The sequence below is a fragment of the Dysgonomonas termitidis genome, assembly GCF_054657735.1.
The window spans coordinates 1,425,007-1,442,249 of sequence record NZ_BAAHYD010000003.1 but is presented as its reverse complement, the minus strand read 5'-3'; the positions used below and the strand labels follow the sequence as shown (position 1 = coordinate 1,442,249).

Below are 17,243 nucleotides of genomic sequence, written 5' to 3'. Positions count from 1 at the left end.
GGCCGGCTTTATTTTTTTAACACTGTATTATCTGCTAATAGCAGCCATGAAGTTCATAAGAATCCATTTCCAGCTTTTCTTTGGAATGTCCGTGGCCTATATAAGATTTGTAAATAGAAGAGTTCAGTGTCCACTCCAAATCGAATTCTTCTAACAAACGAACTATCATATAAATAAGAAAGTTCTTCTTGTTTTTGATGCTTTTATTGAGATTCATTCTAATAATGTTTATATGATTTAACTATATCAAGGTAATATAACCCTACTACCATTTTAGACGAATAACTCAGTTACATATTTTAAGAAGAAGCTCTTTTTTGAAAAAAAATCAGATCAGGGCGGAAATATAAAAATATCATAATAGTAAAAAAGGGCCTTCAGTTGAAAGCCCCTTTTCCGGTTATTTAGTTTCTCTTATATACCACCCGACACTCTATCCGCCATTGCTGAGGGAATAAATTATCCCGCATATATCTGTAAGGATTACCTTGAGCCAACTGCATAAGCTTCAGTTCGCGACCGGTAAAAATACCTGTATTGTTTATGATATTCAGCACTTCTTGTTGATACGGCATGTTTGATTGCTTAACAAGTTCGGTTAATCCCGGCCAGTCCTCTCCTTTCCATTCTGTAAAGAACAAAGCATCCGGATAGTTATTTCCGGCTTGCAGGGTCCTCTTAAATGCCAGAGACTGCCCTTTCGTTAGTTCATCATTATCCATATAGATTCCATCAACAGATGTATAAGAAGTAATATAAACACCGATAAGCGAAATATTCTCATTCGTCATTGCCCAATCGATCAATGCCCTGATCTTATTTACTTCCTCCTGATTAGCTACGACAAATGATTTCTTTCCAGAAAGGCGTAAATCGAAAGTAGCGCTTTCGCGGGAAAAATCTGCCGGAACGGAAAAGGAGTTTTCGGTGCGTGACGGTGAATTAACCCTGAATTCAGAGTTAGCAGAAACAATAGGATTTTCCTTCCTGGCTCCTTTAGGGTTGATATTATTTCTTAGAGCTTCTGCATAGCTGTATAAGGGAAGCCCACCTATCTGGCTCAAGTCAATTTTCATATCCAATCTTGAATTATTCATCCACGACTCGTATGGGACTGTAGCCTGATATAATTCATTATTTTGATTCGATATTCTAAGGAACCTATATGAGGTTGCGTTTGCCAAGCTCCTGTTAAATAAATGAAAACCTTGCTTTCCCTGCCCTATCAATACGAGATAAGGTAGTTCCAAAGCATTCGCATTTGCACTTATCAGAGGTGTCAATGTCAGAGAATCTCCTAATTCAACATAGTAGTCCTGCAAATTAAGATAAACACGTACATAGACATTCTCGTTATCGTATTCAAATTCAATGTCTTTGTATTTGGCACTATTGTATTGTTGTGCATAAGTTCTCTGGAGAAAACAAACAAATGTCATCATCAGAAAAATGATAAAAATTTTCTTCATATTTATATAGTGTTATAGGTATCTGTCCTCACCCGCTAAAGTCTTCATCCCCCAAACAGGGTAATATAAAAATGGAATATACCAAAGTATTCTTGTTTGTGTGAATATTAAATTGTCTTGTGTTTCTACCTAGTTTTATGGCCGAAAGATAATAAAAATATTTCAAAAATTTACTTTGTATAAATCAAATAAGCTATATTTATTGTTATATATCACAGATAATGTAATTGTAAAGAATATGACAAGAAAGAAAAAAAAGAATTTTGTATTAGATACAAACGTAATACTACATGATTTCAGATGTTTAGATAATTTTGAGGAAAACGATATATATCTTCCTATCGTAGTGCTGGAAGAGTTGGATAAATTTAAGAAAGGAAATGACCAGATAAATTATAATGCCCGCGAATTTCTCCGCCAGCTGGATGCTATCACTGATGACAATTTATTCACAAAAGGAACACCCTTAGGTAGCGGCATGGGAAATCTGTTTGTAGAAACAGGGATTAAAGCTCAAAATAAGGTATATGAAATATTTCCCGAACGAATTCCTGATCATCGTATTTTGTCTGCCGTTGTAGAACTAACAGAGCGCGACCCGAAAACAAAGACAATACTGGTTACCAAAGATATCAACCTGCGGATGAAAGCGCGCGCCATCGGCCTGCTGGCTGAAGACTATATCAATGATAAAGTGGTGGATGTATTCATGTTTGAAAAACAGCACAAAACCTTCAAAGATATGGATTCTTCCGTCATTGATAATCTGTATGCCAATCCGGATGGGATCGACCTCGACGAATTCGATCTGGAGAACCCGGTTATCGCAAATGAGTGCTTTGTGATGAAGAACGGGAAAAAGAGTGTTTTAGCCCGCTACAATCCTTTTACCAATAAGATAAAGAAGATTGAAAAACAAATGGCTTACGGCATACAGCCACGCAATGCTGAACAAACATTTGCACTGGAAGTATTGATGGACCCGGATATAAAGCTGGTAGCCCTGACAGGAAAGGCGGGTACGGGAAAAACATTACTGGCTCTGGCATCGGCTTTGAAACAGAATGAAAATTTCGATCAGATATTGCTGGCGCGTCCAATCGTAGCCCTTGGCAATAAAGAATTGGGTTTCTTACCGGGCGATGAAAAGCAAAAGATCGCCCCATATATGCAGCCGTTGTTCGACAACCTTTCCGTAATAAAAAATCACATACCATACGGTGGTGTGGAATATCGCAACATTGAAGAGATGCAGAAAAATAAAAAACTGGAAATAGAAGCCCTTGCTTATATCCGCGGACGGAGCCTGTCGGAAATGGTATGTATCATAGATGAAGCGCAGAATCTGACTCCCCATGAGATAAAAACAATTATCACCCGTGCCGGGGAAGGTACTAAAATGATATTTTCCGGAGACTTGCAGCAGATAGATTCTCCATATCTCGATGCCCAGTCGAACGGATTGGCGTATATGATAGATAAGATGAACGGACAGGATCTGTTTGCTCACGTAAATCTGGTGAAAGGCGAAAGGAGTAAACTGTCGGAAGTCGCAAGCACATTATTATAATTAAAAAAAGCAGTGATCTGATACAGATTGTACCGAATCTTGTATCTTTGCACCAATTTTTAAATAATACAGGAAATGAGAATTTTGATACTTGGAGCCGGAAAGATGGGTTCTTTCTTCGGCGACGTGCTTAGCTTCGACCACGAGCTTGCTGTATTTGATATTGATCCGCAAAAACTGAGATTTATATACAATACAGTAAGGATGAGTGATCCGGAGGAAATTGCGGATTTCAATCCCGAACTTGTTATCAACGCCGCTACAGTTAAATATACGATAGATGCATTCAAGACGGTATTGCCGTATATCAGTAAAGATTGTATCATCTCCGACATAGCATCCGTAAAGACCGGGTTGAAAGAGTTTTATGCAACCGTGGAGCAACCTTTCGCCTCGTCCCATCCTATGTTCGGCCCCACATTTGCCGACCTGCGCAACCTGAGTACACAAAGTGCTATTGTTATCTCGGAATCGAGCCAGGAGGGTAAGAAGTTTTTTCTCAACTTATACAACAGTCTGAATTTAAGAGTATTTGAATATACATTTGAAGAACATGACGAAACAATAGCCTACTCGCTGTCCATACCTTTTGCATCCACTCTTGTTTTCACTTCGGTGATGAAGCATCAGGAAGCGCCGGGAACAACATTCAAGCGGCATATGGATATTGCTAAAGGTCTGTTGTCGGAGGACGATTATTTGCTCACTGAAATCCTGTTCAATCCATATACTCCTGCACAGGTTGAAGGTATCCGCAAGGAACTGAAAAACCTTCTGGAGATAATAGAGAAAAAGGATAGTGCGGCGATGCTTGATTTTCTGACCAAAGCAAGAAAGAATATAGCTGAAAAAGACTAAGTAACTGTTTCAAATTAGCGGAAAAACAATATGGACTGCATCTTGAGTAATCAGGATGCGGTTTTTCGTTTTACCCGATATTGATAATATTGCAATACATTAAGCAACACCGATGTAACCATCAATATTTCGAACGGATAACTGAACCGTGAATTTGTTCCGTATGTTGCGAAAGCCTGAAGAAGTGAAGCAAATAATACAATCAAGGATATTATCGATTCGGGCGTCAGCCTCCTCCTGCGTATAGCAACTATAATATTGTATGGGATAAGTAACACAAAAAGTATTTTCACCAGCTGCAGGACAATACGCCCCGCGTAGCATACATACATGACTACGACATGCGATTCGGGTACAGAGAAATTATAAACCTCCCAATATAGCGAAGTTTTCCAAAAATCTCGCCATGAGATAAGTACCTGCTCAAGATAAAGCCCCGGATTCTTCTTAATAGTAGCAATGCTGTAGTCGTACATTTTTTTTGATAAATCGGGGAATGATAAGCCTGTACGGGCTTTCAGTTCGGGATAAGCCTCCCAGATAGTCATAGCGATTTCTTTATCTTTAGGGCTTTCATATCTGTATCTCACATACACATCTCCGATTTCCTTATATTCTTCGGTCGTATTATCTGCAAACCAGACACAATTCTGCGCAATATTGAAGCCATAGAAAGTAGAAGAAACAAAGAGTCCTGTATTCAGTTTATTTACATAAGACCATCCTAAAAACACCAATAAGGGTATCAGCAATACCAGAACATATTTACGAACAATAACCCTTAACGACCGGCAGTGCAGTCCGAGTATTATAAACAAGAGGATAGCCAGATAGATATAAAACATCTTTATCAGCACCAGATAGCCGCAGAGCAAGGACAGCCACAGATAACTTTCCGGCTTACTATCCTTATCCTTGATAATACCAAAGAATATATAAAATATAAGCGTGACAACCAGCAATGTAAATGTCTCGGTAAGTATAGCGAACTCAAAGAAAACCGAGGGCAGATAAATTGTCCCGAAAAGAGTCACTACCAATGCTATCCGTTTCTCCACATTTAGTAATAATAGGGTTTTATAAGCAATAACAAGTGCGAAAACGCCCATTATCAATTGAAGTATAACCGTAATCAAACCGGACAAACCGGAAAGACAAAGCAACAACGGATAGCCCGGGGGCCTCCCCCCTTCGTATCCTGCAAGATTAAAATTTAGAATACGCCCAGCCAACGCCTGATAATCTTTACTATCAGGATATAATGTAATATGCCCGTAAAGGATAGCTATCAATAAACGGACGGATACCGCGGCGATAATAATCGCTTTTACAGGGTTGTTGATACACCACAGCCATATTTTAGTTGTTTGCTCCAAATTATCCGACTTTTAATGATTATAACTAACAGAGCCTGATTATGTTCGCCAAGATATTAATATTTTGTGAAAACATTCCCATTAAAACTTTAATACTTTATATCTTTACAGACACAATTTTTATAAACATGGCAATAGTACTCATATCGTGGTTCATAATTTTCTTCGTATTACTCACTTCCGGAGATTTTTTTATTTCCATATATAATCTGATTTGCAAACGAAAAGAAATATATTCTATTCCCGATACAATTCTATTTGGCCTGTTTTTTACAATCATCCCTCTTTCTGTCACCTCTTTCTTTGTCCCTTCCAATTATTATATCTTATTCGCCTGTATTGCATTATGCACAGGATACTGGGTTTGGAAAAAAGAAAGAATAAGTGCATTTCTGCAGAAAATAAAAAAAATATTCCATAATCTTCATTTCTATCAAAAAGTTTTACTCGTATTTCTCTTTTTATCCGTCATCTTAATCGCAGTGTGGTCACCAGATGGCTTCGATGCCATGTCGTACCATTATGCGAATATCCGCTGGAACGAAGAATACCCCGTAACACCGGGTATAGCAAACCTTGAAGACCGTTTCGGATTCAATTCCAACCTGTTCTTATTAGATGCCATTTTCACATTCAGGCTTTTCCTCGGCTATCCGGTCTATACAGTCCAGTCATTAATCGCCATACTCATATTCTCATGGATACTCCTGGAAGCTTTCAGGTCAAAATTCGAATTGAGACGGGTAATTCTCTTCATCATATCAGTCGTTTATTTCTATTATGAACATAGAGGCATCAGCGATACATCCACCGATATACTCCCCGGGCTGATTACGTTTTACCTCGTTGCCAAAATCATTCTATATCCCGATTCTTTCAGGCAGAATTATTTATTATATATCTTCGTTCCGTTTGCCCTGGCCGGATTCAAAGTATCAGCCGCACCAGTTGCCCTGCTCAGTGTCTTCCTCGCTATTGTTATTATCCGGCGAAAAGAATATAAGCCGCTGATCTTTATAGGCTCCCTCCTATTCCTATACTTTGTTTTATGGATGGCACGGACCGTAATTGTATCGGGTTACCTTATATACCCGCTTCACGAAATCAACCTTTTTGCTTTCGACTGGCAGGTACCAGTGGAGACTGCGGCCAAACAACGTTTCCTTATCGGCTATTATGCAAATGAATACATGGCAGAAGCCTTCCGAAACGGGATAGCAGTACACAACAAATATTATATAATCCTTTCATTTATCTATTTGCTTACGGTATCATCTGTCGCCGTTTCCCTATATACCGCCTTTAAGGGCAGGAATACGATCTATAAATATGTATTGGCAACCCTGATACTCGGCCTGTGCTACTGGTTCTTTTTCGCGCACGATTTCCGTTTTGGCAGCGGCTATGTATTCGCGGCCATATTTACAGGTACAGCGTGCCTATTTGGAAAAAAGGAACATTTCTTTCCCCGGTTAAGCATTATCGGCATAGCCTTACTCGTTTTGTGGATGACTGTCTTTTCGTTCCGTTCAGCCTCTTATTACGATGAATGTCTGAGAGACCAGTTGCATGTGGCTGAAAAGAGCACTCGTATAACAAGAATATTACTGCATCCCTACTCAGCCAAAGACAAAATGGCGGCATTAAAAGAAAGCGAAGCTACGGATGAAGACTTTTCCGTCAGGCAACATAAGCTAAACAATTCGGTATCCATCGGTATCAGCACCTATCCCAACGGATGGTATGGCGACAGCATACCCTGTATAGCCAATAAGGAAGGTACGCCGGATTTCTGGACAATCCCGGATATCAGGTGGATAGAAGCAAGAGGAAATTCAATAAAAGATGGGTTCAGAAGGAAAAGGGAATTTATAAATAAATGATTAATTTTACCCTCTATTTCACGAACTTTTTATTCTCTGAGTTTTTATATAAATAATAAATAGGTTTATGACCTTATTCTGAAATCTAAATCAATAATCCGATGTTCGACAACGAAAAAAGGGCTTTTATCGCCATATCACAAGATGCAGAGGTTTGTCTGGTTCCTAAAATGGCAAACCGTCACGGGCTTATTACCGGAGCCACCGGAACAGGGAAAACCGTTACCCTGCAAACATTGGCGGAAACATTCAGCAAAATGGGTGTACCTGTTTTTGCCGCCGACGTAAAAGGCGACCTATCCGGCGTTGCCGCCATTGGAGGGAACAAGGATAGCGTAGTACAACGCGTAGAGTCATACCATCTGGCTGACAAAGGATTCAAATTTCAGGCATTCCCCGTACAGTTCTGGGATGTATTCGGTGAACAGGGAACTCCTATCAGAGCTACAGTGGCCGATATGGGTCCACTGCTGCTTAGCCGCCTGCTTTCGCTGAACGACACTCAATCTGCCATCCTGACTATTATATTCAAGATAGCAAAAGACGAGTCTCTGGAAATAATTGATCTCAAAGATTTGCAAAAACTTCTCGAATATGTAGGGAACAACTCCAATAAATATACAACATCATACGGAAATATATCGACGGCCAGTATCGGGGCCATCCAGCGTGGGCTGATAACACTCGAACATGACGGGGCCGACCGGTTTTTCGGTGAACCTAACCTAAATATCGACGACCTGATACAAACAGAGGGGGAAAAAGGAGTAATCAACATTCTTGCGTCGGACAAGCTGATGAATTCACCGAGGGTGTACACAACCTTCCTGATGTGGCTGATGACAAAGCTATTCGAGGTAATGCCCGAAGTAGGAGACCCGGATAAACCGAAAATGGTTTTCTTTTTCGATGAAGCCCATTTACTATTCACAGATGCGCCCAAAGCATTATTGGAAAAGATAGAACAGGTAGTACGGCTCATCCGTTCGAAAGGAATAGGTATATATTTCATTTCCCAAACGCCTGCCGATATACCCGATTCTGTATTAGGACAATTGGGTAACCGTGTACAGCATGCGCTCAGGGCATATACGCCGAAGGACCAGAAAGCGGTAAAAGTAGCAGCACAGACTTTCCGTGCCAATCCTAAATTCGATACGGAAACCGCTATCTCCGAACTGGGAACGGGTGAAGCATTAGTCTCTTTCCTCGACGAAAAGGGACGGCCAAATCAGGTGGAAAGATCTTATATACTCCCTCCCGAAGGACAGATAGGTCCGCTCGATACCGATACCAGAAAGAAAATGATAGCCGGTTCATTGCTGTACAGGCATTACGCACAGGTACAGGACAGACAATCTGCTTACGAAATACTTACCGAACGCCTGCAAGGCATCCTTAGCGAAAAAGAACAGGCAGCACAAGAAAAAGCGGATGCCAAAACTCAAAAAGAACAGGAAAAAATACAGAAAGAACAAGCAAAAATAGAACGGCAGGAAGCTGCACAAAAAAAGAAATTCTGGGGAGCAATAGCAACTACGGTCGTAGTTCCCCTGGCAAAGCAGGTTATTAGTGCTTTCTTCAAAGGTTCATCGAAGAAGAGATAAGATTTTCTAAACGATATAAAAATCAGAGATAATGCAGCGAATTGTCTCTTCCGGGCATCTTATTCTTATAAGAGAGGATATTTCATTGTGGTTTACTATAATAACCTAAAACGATATACTATGCACAAATATTTTTTAATAGGAATAATACTGTCAACCTGCCTGTTTTTCCCATCTTGTGCATCCATCCTGAAAAAAAAGAATGTCGATATATTCGTATATACTAAAAATCCGGCAGAAATTATCTATAAATCGGATACAATAAAAACGGAGAAAGAAAAAGAGTATGGCAGCATAAAAATGAGGGTTCCCAGAAATGAGGACTCTTTACGGTTTATAATAAAAAACAATGGCCTGAAAAAACAAATAAGCGTAAATCCTAAAATATCCGATTTTTACGATGCCAGGCTACTCTTGTTCGATGACAGCCTGAATTTGTTTTTAATTAAAAACAGAGTTATTAGCGCAACCCAAAGAGACAGATTAGATTTTGTAAGAAAAAATTATGAATCCAGATATGAACATAAATACAGGTCTTCCATACCTGAAAGAAAGAAACAATATTTTAGTAAAGAAAACTTTGCCCAAAAAGGCGATTTCTATCTCAACCTTTCCTCCCCTTTTTTGTATCCGGGCTATACAATACTAAAGCTAACACCCGGCCTGTATATGGAGAGAGGTTCCGGCCTGGGTTTCGCTGCGGGTTTTGATTATTATTACAATAATAATAAATTCATTAATCTGACGACAAGTGCCACACTGGGAGGAGATATCCCTTTCGGTTGCGGATGGGATATAGGTTATAACGACACAGAAAGATTTAATATATATCACATCACTGTTTCCAATAACCATAAGTACAAATCTTTTTCTTTGGGCTATGGTATAAGTTATGCATATACAGATTGGTGGGCAACCAAATATCATAACAATAAAAATACTTTGATAAACACAGACACAGACTATTATACAAGATTAGGCATAATGAGGCAGGATCAGGAACGGAAATATGCAGCTGTGGGATTTGTGCTTAATGGATACGTTTATTTTTTCAATTCATTTACATTTGGTATTATTTATAAACCTACCTTTGTACGGTTAAATTCCATTATGGAAAAAAGATTTTGTTACGAACACCAGATCAGTTTTGACATGGCGTTTAAAATCAGGCTATACCGAAAAAAATGAATATGCAACTATTACAACCTCAGCACTGGATCGAGTACGAACTGATCGATTCGGGAGAATATGAAAAGTTAGAGCGATTCGGCAAATACATTATACGCCGCCCCGAACCACAAGCCGTATGGCGCAAATCATTATCGGAAAAAGAATGGGAAAATATGCCGGATGCCATATTCAAAAGGGAGAAAGGAAAAACTTCCCAGGATGGTAACGATAAAGGCGTGTGGACTCAAAAAAAAGGAATGCCTGACCAGTGGTTCATCAATTATAAGTATAAGGAAATGAACCTTAAATTCCGTCTGGGGCTGACCTCATTCAAGCACGTCGGCATATTTCCCGAACAGGCTGAAAACTGGAACTTCATCTACGATACAATCAAAGCAATGAAAGTGGAGGAACCTAAAGTTCTCAATCTCTTTGCATACACGGGCGGAGCCTCTATCGCCGCTAAAAGTGCCGGATCAGATGTAACACATGTGGATTCGGTGCGGCAGGTGATTACATGGTCGCGTGAAAATATGGAAGCTTCAGCACTGGATAATATTCGCTGGATAGTAGAAGACGCCCTTAAATTCTGTCGCAGGGAAGTAAAGCGTGAAAAGAAATACAACGGTATAATACTTGACCCTCCCGCTTATGGACGCGGACCCGACGGGGAAAAATGGATACTGGAAGAGAATATTGCCGAACTGATGCAGTTATGCCGGGAACTATTAGCGCAAAAAGATTCATTCCTTATACTCAATCTTTATTCGATGGGGTTCTCGGCTGTCATCGCTGAGAATCTGATAAAAGATTATTTTCCGGATGTGAAAGACTGCCAGTTCGGCGAACTGATTGTGCCGGAAAAATCGGGAAAAAATCTTCCACTAAGCGTATATGCCCGATTTAAAAAGTAAGGTCTTGCTTTAATCCGTCAAGAAATTTTGTAACGAAACTTAAACCGGCCTTAAAACAAACACAAAAACTTTCCGTTATATTATAAGAGTCTGTTTAAATTTTATTCGTTCCAATTTTTAGAGTTATTTTTGACATGTTTTTTCGTTCGCGAAACCATAATAACGGATTATTTGATGAGCTGAGTGAACAGAAAAAACAGCTAAAAAGAAATGAAAAATGAACGGAAAGAAAGTCATAATAAAATATTCAGTCAGAATTTAAACATACTCTAAATATGCAAACAGAACAAATTACGAAAAATCAATGAATTATGAAGAAAGTATTAACCATTATTGGCGTAGTGTTGATAGTCATTATAATAGCAATGATATCAATACCTTTTTTGTTTAAGGACAAAATTAAAACCGCGGTACTCAACGTTGCCAACGAACAACTGAATGCCAAAGTAGATATTAAAGATTTCGGTCTCAATTTATTTTCCAATTTCCCCAATGCCACATTATCTCTCGAAGACGCAAGCATTACAGGTATCGGTGATTTCGAGAAAGATACACTAATACAGGCTAAATCTGGTAGCGTGACTATCGATCTGATGAGCCTCTTCGGAAGTAACTACAAGATTTCCAGAATCAATCTGGACAGGGCTTCCGTATATGCGAAAGTGCTGGCCGACGGCCGTACCAATTATGATATAATGAAAACGGATTCTACTGCGGCTGGTGCCCAGGCTGAAAACAGTACTCCGTTTAACCTGAATCTGAAAAGAATTACAGTGAATGACTGTAACATAGTTTATCAGAACGATTCCACAAAAATGAAACTCGTGCTCAACAAATGGAGCGGTGAAATATCCGGTGATTTCTCTGCCAGCGAAACAACGATAAAAACGACCTCCGAGATCAGTGAAATTTCATTCTATATGGACGGCATCCCTTACCTGAACAAAGTAAAAGGAAATGCGGACGCTACCATCAACGCGAATTTCGACAATATGAAGTTCACATTCGACAAGAGTGAAATCAGGTTAAACGAACTGAAAGCCTCTATCGACGGATGGTTTACAATGCAGGGCAAAAACTATGAGGATATGGATTTTGACCTGAAACTGAATGCTCCCGACACACAATTCAAAGATATACTCTCCCTTGTTCCGGCCATGTACACAGCCGACTTCAAAGATGTGAAAACATCGGGGACAGCGACTCTGGACGCCTATATCAAAGGGCTTTGGCAAGGGGAGAATTACCCTGCTTTCGATGTGAAGATAGGTATAAGCAATGCTATGTTCCAGTATCCGTCATTACCAAAATCGGTGAACGACATCAATGTGGCAGTGAATATAAACAGTAAAGGCGGTTCGCTGGATAATATGATTATCGACATCAGCAAATTCAGCTTCAATCTGGGAGGAAATCCGTTCAGCGGAAACCTGAATATTACCACCCCGATGAGTGATCCTAACCTGAAAGCGTATGCCAACGGTACAATCAATCTGGGTATGATAAAGGAAGTGTATCCTTTGGAAAAAGGTACGGAACTGAATGGTATAATCACAGCCAACATCAATCTGGCCACAAAAATGTCGGCTATAGAAAAAGAACAATATGAAAATGTATCGGCAACCGGTAAGCTGGAATTAAATAATATGGCATACAAAGCTACCGATATGCCGGAAGTATTGATCAACAATGCATCCCTCGAGTTTACCCCGCGTTATGTAAATCTACCTTCGCTGGAAGTAAAAATCGGCAAGAACGACATCTCGGCAAACGGCCGCCTGGAAAACTTTATCGCTTATGCGCTGAAAGACCAGACACTGAAAGGCCAGTTGAATATAAAATCAAATTATCTGAATGCCAACGACTTCATTAGCAGCGAAACATCGGGTACAGCCACGGCAGATAGCACATCGGCGACTTCAGAAGACATCATTATCCCTAAGAATATAGATTTCACACTAAGTGCTGTCCTTAACCAAATCGTATATGGCAAAATGAACATTACAAATATGGCGGGCAACATGACTGTAAGGAACGGAATACTGACGCTGAATAACGTCAGTGCCAACGCATTGGGCGGTTCCGCTAAGGTCAACGGGTCATATAACACGTCCGACCCTAAAACACCGAAAGTAGATTTTGACATCGCGTTGTCAAAAGTATCATTTGCAGAAACATTCAAATCGGTGGAATCAATCCAGAAATTCGCCCCTATCTTCGAAAGCCTGATCGGTACATATTCCATGAATCTGAAATTCAATACTTCACTGGGACAATCCATCATGCAAACCCTTGCAAGTCTTACCGGTAGCGGCGCTTTACAGACAAGCGATGTAAAGGTAGAGAATGTAGCCGCACTTACAGCCCTTTCATCCGCATTGAAAACCGACGCGCTGAAGTCTATATCCCCGAAAGATTTGAATCTGCCGTTCAATATCGATAACGGGCAGATTATTACCAAGCCATTCAATATAAATATCGGAAACGGAGGTATGATGAAACTGGAAGGTTCTACCGGACTCGACCAAAGTATCAATTACAAAGGAACTGTAACCCTGCCTAAATCCTTGGCAAATAATTATATCAACAATGTGCCTATCACTATCGGCGGTACTTTCTCCAGTCCTAAAATCGGAGTGGACACCAAAGCTCTGGTAACCGATGCCGCATCGTCAATTGTCAGCGGCCTGCTTGGCGGAAAGAATAGTGACGGTACTGCAACTTCCTTATCGGAAGAAAAAGCTAAGCAGATAGAAAAAATCAGGGCTGAAGCAGACAATGCCGCCAAAAAACTCGTAGAAGAAGCACAAAAGCAATCTGATAATCTGGTAGCTAAAGCGGGCAGTAATGTTCTCGCAAAAGCTGCAGCAAAAGGCGCCGGAAAGAAGCTGGTGGATGAGGCCGAAAAACAGGCTCAAAACCTAAGGAACAAAGCCGAAGAGCAAATCAAGAAAATTGAAGGCGAAACGGCTGCGACCACAGAATAAAGACAGAATATATATCTTGCTCAGAGAGGTGCTTTAGCAATTGCTAAAGCGCCTCTTTTTTTGTAATGGGATTCCCTTATGTTTATCTATATATTGGAGAAGTTACGAGTAGACGGGATATGAGTTATTTACAGTTAACTGTAAAAACTGTTACCTATGTTACTTTTTAACTATATATTGTAAATATAGGTTAACTAAAAGCGGTCTTTGAAATGATTATTGTTAATGAAGAGGGGAAAAGGTTACAGTTGAGAAAAAGAGTGTTACCTTTTAACAGTTACAAGTTTGCCTCGCCTTCGCTTCGGCGAATGTTATTTCTTCGCCCTAGGGCAGTTACAAGTTACGAGTAGACAAGATATGAGTTATTTGCAGTTAACTGTAAAAACTGTTACCTATGTTACTTTTTAACAAGTAGTAAGTATAAAGGAGTTCTAATTGTTTACTGGTAACTGTTTACTGATATATCTGTTACCTTTTTTTGAAAGTTACGAGTTACGGGTTAGCAGGCTGCTCACTGTTGACTGAAAACAGTAAAAGACCTGACTAAGAATTAGAAGTAATGTGCCAATTGTCAAATATGCCGATATGCCAATGAATACAAGTTCCGGTATCAGGCAATTTGCTAATTTCCGGATTTACTCATTGGCATATCGGCACATTATTTCATCAGCACATTAAAAAATCAGTTACCAGATATCTGCACGTTTATCCTTAGGAAGGAACAAGGAATCTTTCTCTGTAATACCAAATGCATCATACCATGCATTGATATGTGGCAGAGCACCGTTTACACGCCATTTTCCCAATGAGTGAGGGTCCATTTTGGTACGGCGGAGTATTTCTTCATCACGGATATTACCAGCCCATACACCAGCATAGGAAAGGAAGAAACGCTGGGCAGGGGTAAAGCCGTCTATTTTGGCACCAGCTTTAGCTTCATCAGTCTTTTCGAATGCATTATAGGATATTTGCAGGCCGCCGAAGTCACCGATATTTTCTCCCAGTGTAAATTCACCGTTGGCAAATACGCCCGGTAGGACTTCTATCCTGCTGAAATGTTGGACAAGTACTTGCGCTCTTTCGGTAAACTTCTTGGAATCGTCTGCTGTCCACCAGTTTGCGAGGTTCCCTGCTTTATCGTACTGGCTACCCTGATCGTCGAAGCCATGAGACATCTCGTGACCGATAACAACACCGATTGCCCCGTAGTTTACAGCATCATCAGCATCCAGATAGAAGAACGGAGGTTGCAGGATACCGGCAGGGAAACAGATTTCGTTAGTCGTAGGATTGTAATATGCATTCACCATTTGCGGCGGCATATGCCATTCTTCCTTATCCACAGGCTTATTGATTTTCTTAATCATCTCGTTATAAGAAAATTGTTCAGCCCTGACCATATTGGCCCAATAGCTTTCGTCTTTCTTGATTTCGAGGGTTGTATAGTCCTTCCATTTGTCCGGATAGCCGATTTTCACATTAAAAGCATTCAGTTTTTCCTGAGCTTTCTGCTTCGTTTCAAGACTCATCCATGTGAGGTTGTTGATACGCTCACCCAAAGTCACTTGCAGGTTTTTCACCAGTTTCACCATTCTTTCTTTGGCTTCGGCAGGGAAATACTTAGCAACATACATTTGTCCCACAGCTTCGCTCAATGCACCGTCGACAGTGCTTACCGTACGCTTCCAGCGGGGTTGTAATGCCTTACGGCCACTTAGTTGTTTACCATAGAAGTCAAAATTGGCATTTACGAAGTTATCGCTCAGATACGAAGCCGCGGCATCGATCACACACCACGAAAGATATGCTTTCGATTCTTCAAGAGGTAGTGTCTGGATAAGTTTTACGGCTGTAGCAACCGGTTTTACCTGAGCCACATTGATCTCAGTAAAGTCTTTCGCCTCGGCAGCATCGAAGAATGCTTTCCAGTCGAAGTTGGCAACGGATTTGTTCAGTTCCTCAACTTTCATCTTATGATAGTTCAGTTCAGGCTTTCTGGTATCCTCTTTCTTGAAGTGGTCCTGAGCCAAAGCCGTTTCTATTTTAAGAACTGCATCGGCAGCTTTTACCGCATCGGCTTCTGCATACCCTGCATTTACAAACTGTATCCGGATCAAATCGCTATATCCTTTACGGATAGCAACAGAAGTGGAATCGGTAGCAACATAATATTCACGTTCGCCAAGTCCCAGTCCACCCTGATATAGCTGAACGATATTCATCGCACTGTTCTTATCGTCGGCACCCACATAAAGAGCGAGGAAAGGAGAGCTTGCATATTTCCTCAATTCGCCGGATAACTTAATGATATCCGCTGTACTGGCTGCTTTTTTAATCGCGTCAAGCTGCTGTTGAATAGGTTTTGCCCCATCGGCATTGAGCTTTGTGCTATCCATACCGATAGCAAACAAGTCTCCGATCTTTTGCTCTACAGAACCTTGTTTATGCTCTGTCTTTCCCAGGTCTTCAATCAGACCTTTCACTTGTTTCTGGTTCTCTTCTGCCAGCTGGTCGAAAGAGCCGTAACGGGCATATTCATCCTTTATCGGATTGGCTTTTGCCCATCCGCCTGTAGCATACTGATAAAAATCGTTGCTGGGGATAGCTGTAGTATCCAGATTGGCAATATCAAAGCTTTTCACTTCCACGTTCGTCTGAGTATTTGTCTTGTCTTTGCAACTGACGGAAGCAAAGGCGAGAACAGCAATCGGTAAATAATAAATTGTTCTCATTTGTTATAAATTAATAGATATATGATTGTAATTGTTCTTTCCAAACGGCATAACCCGCATCATTCAGATGAAGCCCGTCACCCGTATATCCGGCATTCAGCAAACGTTTCTTTGCAAGGAAGAACGGGTACAGGTCTATAAATGTAATGGATTCTTCTTTGCAGAACCTGCGGATTTCCTTATTCAGGTCTTCGATCTGCTTTTCCTTACCCCTCATCCGTTCATACATGCAGACATCCTTATTCATAGGTAGCAGGCTCTGTACAAATATCTGCGTATCGGGACTTCCGCTTTTTACCTGATAAATGAGGGATTTGATGCCGACCATTATCTTTTCATTCGAACGTCCTAACGAAATATCATTGATTCCCGCCATTAGAAAGAGTTTCATCGGTTTGGCGTCGATTATCTCTCGCAGGCGCCCCAGCATACCGAACACATTATCGCCGGCAATGCCCCGGTTTGCAACATTCATTCCGGGAAAGTATTCTTCCCATTTCCCTGCTTGGGTAAGGCTGTTGCCAAGAAATACGATCTGCCCGTGTTCCAGGGGATTGGCCTTAAATACGGCCATCCGGTCTATATAAATCTGATTATCCAAAATATTCTCTTTAATTTCCTGCCCCATCACGCAGGCCGATAGTGATAACAATAATATCAGCAAATTGGTTCTCATA

At 40.6% G+C, this 17,243-nt stretch carries 12 protein-coding genes; 7 read left to right on the top strand and 5 right to left on the bottom strand.

The features are described 5' to 3' along the window. Positions 1-34: 34 nt before the first annotated feature. Entirely contained in the window at positions 35-217 is a 183-nt protein-coding gene (locus ACYQ3L_RS26760; RefSeq protein WP_379994238.1) for a hypothetical protein, read from the bottom strand. Positions 218-404: 187 nt separating this feature from the next. Next, positions 405-1,469: a hypothetical protein gene (locus tag ACYQ3L_RS26755; protein WP_379994237.1), complete on the bottom strand. Its 1,065-nt coding sequence runs from the start codon at positions 1,467-1,469 to the stop codon at positions 405-407. 238 nt (positions 1,470-1,707) lie between these two features. Between ACYQ3L_RS26755 and ACYQ3L_RS26750 the strand changes: the two genes are divergently transcribed. Further along, positions 1,708-3,039 (top strand): PhoH family protein, encoded by a 1,332-nt coding sequence (locus ACYQ3L_RS26750; RefSeq protein ID WP_379994236.1) that lies wholly within the window; start codon positions 1,708-1,710, stop codon positions 3,037-3,039. Positions 3,040-3,114: 75 nt separating this feature from the next. Next, a complete protein-coding gene (locus ACYQ3L_RS26745; protein WP_379994235.1) occupies positions 3,115-3,897 on the top strand; it encodes a prephenate dehydrogenase/arogenate dehydrogenase family protein in 783 nt (260 codons plus the stop codon). A gap of 50 nt (positions 3,898-3,947) precedes the next feature. On the opposite strand, the gene ACYQ3L_RS26740 is transcribed toward ACYQ3L_RS26745, so the two are convergent. Continuing rightward, positions 3,948-5,273: a hypothetical protein gene (locus ACYQ3L_RS26740; RefSeq protein WP_379994234.1), complete on the bottom strand. Its 1,326-nt coding sequence runs from the start codon at positions 5,271-5,273 to the stop codon at positions 3,948-3,950. Between the two features lie 128 nt (positions 5,274-5,401). On the opposite strand from ACYQ3L_RS26740, the gene ACYQ3L_RS26735 reads away from it, so the two are divergent. From ACYQ3L_RS26735 to ACYQ3L_RS26715, 5 genes are all read left to right on the top strand, one after another. Next, entirely contained in the window at positions 5,402-7,156 is a 1,755-nt protein-coding gene (locus tag ACYQ3L_RS26735) for an LIC_10190 family membrane protein (RefSeq protein WP_379994233.1), read from the top strand. 101 nt (positions 7,157-7,257) lie between these two features. Continuing rightward, on the top strand, positions 7,258-8,763 hold the full coding sequence (locus tag ACYQ3L_RS26730; RefSeq protein ID WP_379994232.1) for a helicase HerA-like domain-containing protein: 1,506 nt from the start codon (positions 7,258-7,260) through the stop codon (positions 8,761-8,763). 120 nt (positions 8,764-8,883) lie between these two features. Further along, entirely contained in the window at positions 8,884-9,951 is a 1,068-nt protein-coding gene (locus ACYQ3L_RS26725; protein ID WP_379994231.1) for a hypothetical protein, read from the top strand. A 2-nt stretch (positions 9,952-9,953) separates the two neighbouring features. Continuing rightward, positions 9,954-10,847 carry an RsmD family RNA methyltransferase gene (locus ACYQ3L_RS26720; protein WP_379994230.1) on the top strand — a complete coding sequence of 298 codons (894 nt, stop codon included), beginning with the start codon at positions 9,954-9,956 and terminating at the stop codon, positions 10,845-10,847. Positions 10,848-11,158: 311 nt separating this feature from the next. Beyond that, entirely contained in the window at positions 11,159-13,834 is a 2,676-nt protein-coding gene (locus tag ACYQ3L_RS26715; protein WP_379994229.1) for an AsmA family protein, read from the top strand. Between the two features lie 686 nt (positions 13,835-14,520). On the opposite strand, the gene ACYQ3L_RS26710 is transcribed toward ACYQ3L_RS26715, so the two are convergent. Further along, positions 14,521-16,566 (bottom strand): M13 family metallopeptidase, encoded by a 2,046-nt coding sequence (locus ACYQ3L_RS26710; protein ID WP_379994228.1) that lies wholly within the window; start codon positions 16,564-16,566, stop codon positions 14,521-14,523. A gap of 10 nt (positions 16,567-16,576) precedes the next feature. Beyond that, positions 16,577-17,242, bottom strand: coding sequence for a GDSL-type esterase/lipase family protein (locus ACYQ3L_RS26705; RefSeq protein ID WP_379994227.1), 666 nt, complete (start codon positions 17,240-17,242; stop codon positions 16,577-16,579). Position 17,243: the final 1 nt, after the last annotated feature.

Coding starts and splice junctions, on each gene's coding strand:
- ACYQ3L_RS26760 (WP_379994238.1), bottom strand. CDS start 217: ATGAATCTCAATAAAAGCATCAAAAACAAGAAGAACTTTCTTATTTAT.
- ACYQ3L_RS26755 (WP_379994237.1), bottom strand. CDS start 1,469: ATGAAGAAAATTTTTATCATTTTTCTGATGATGACATTTGTTTGTTTT.
- ACYQ3L_RS26750 (WP_379994236.1), top strand. CDS start 1,708: ATGACAAGAAAGAAAAAAAAGAATTTTGTATTAGATACAAACGTAATA.
- ACYQ3L_RS26745 (WP_379994235.1), top strand. CDS start 3,115: ATGAGAATTTTGATACTTGGAGCCGGAAAGATGGGTTCTTTCTTCGGC.
- ACYQ3L_RS26735 (WP_379994233.1), top strand. CDS start 5,402: ATGGCAATAGTACTCATATCGTGGTTCATAATTTTCTTCGTATTACTC.
- ACYQ3L_RS26730 (WP_379994232.1), top strand. CDS start 7,258: ATGTTCGACAACGAAAAAAGGGCTTTTATCGCCATATCACAAGATGCA.
- ACYQ3L_RS26725 (WP_379994231.1), top strand. CDS start 8,884: ATGCACAAATATTTTTTAATAGGAATAATACTGTCAACCTGCCTGTTT.
- ACYQ3L_RS26720 (WP_379994230.1), top strand. CDS start 9,954: ATGCAACTATTACAACCTCAGCACTGGATCGAGTACGAACTGATCGAT.
- ACYQ3L_RS26715 (WP_379994229.1), top strand. CDS start 11,159: ATGAAGAAAGTATTAACCATTATTGGCGTAGTGTTGATAGTCATTATA.
- ACYQ3L_RS26710 (WP_379994228.1), bottom strand. CDS start 16,566: ATGAGAACAATTTATTATTTACCGATTGCTGTTCTCGCCTTTGCTTCC.
- ACYQ3L_RS26705 (WP_379994227.1), bottom strand. CDS start 17,242: ATGAGAACCAATTTGCTGATATTATTGTTATCACTATCGGCCTGCGTG.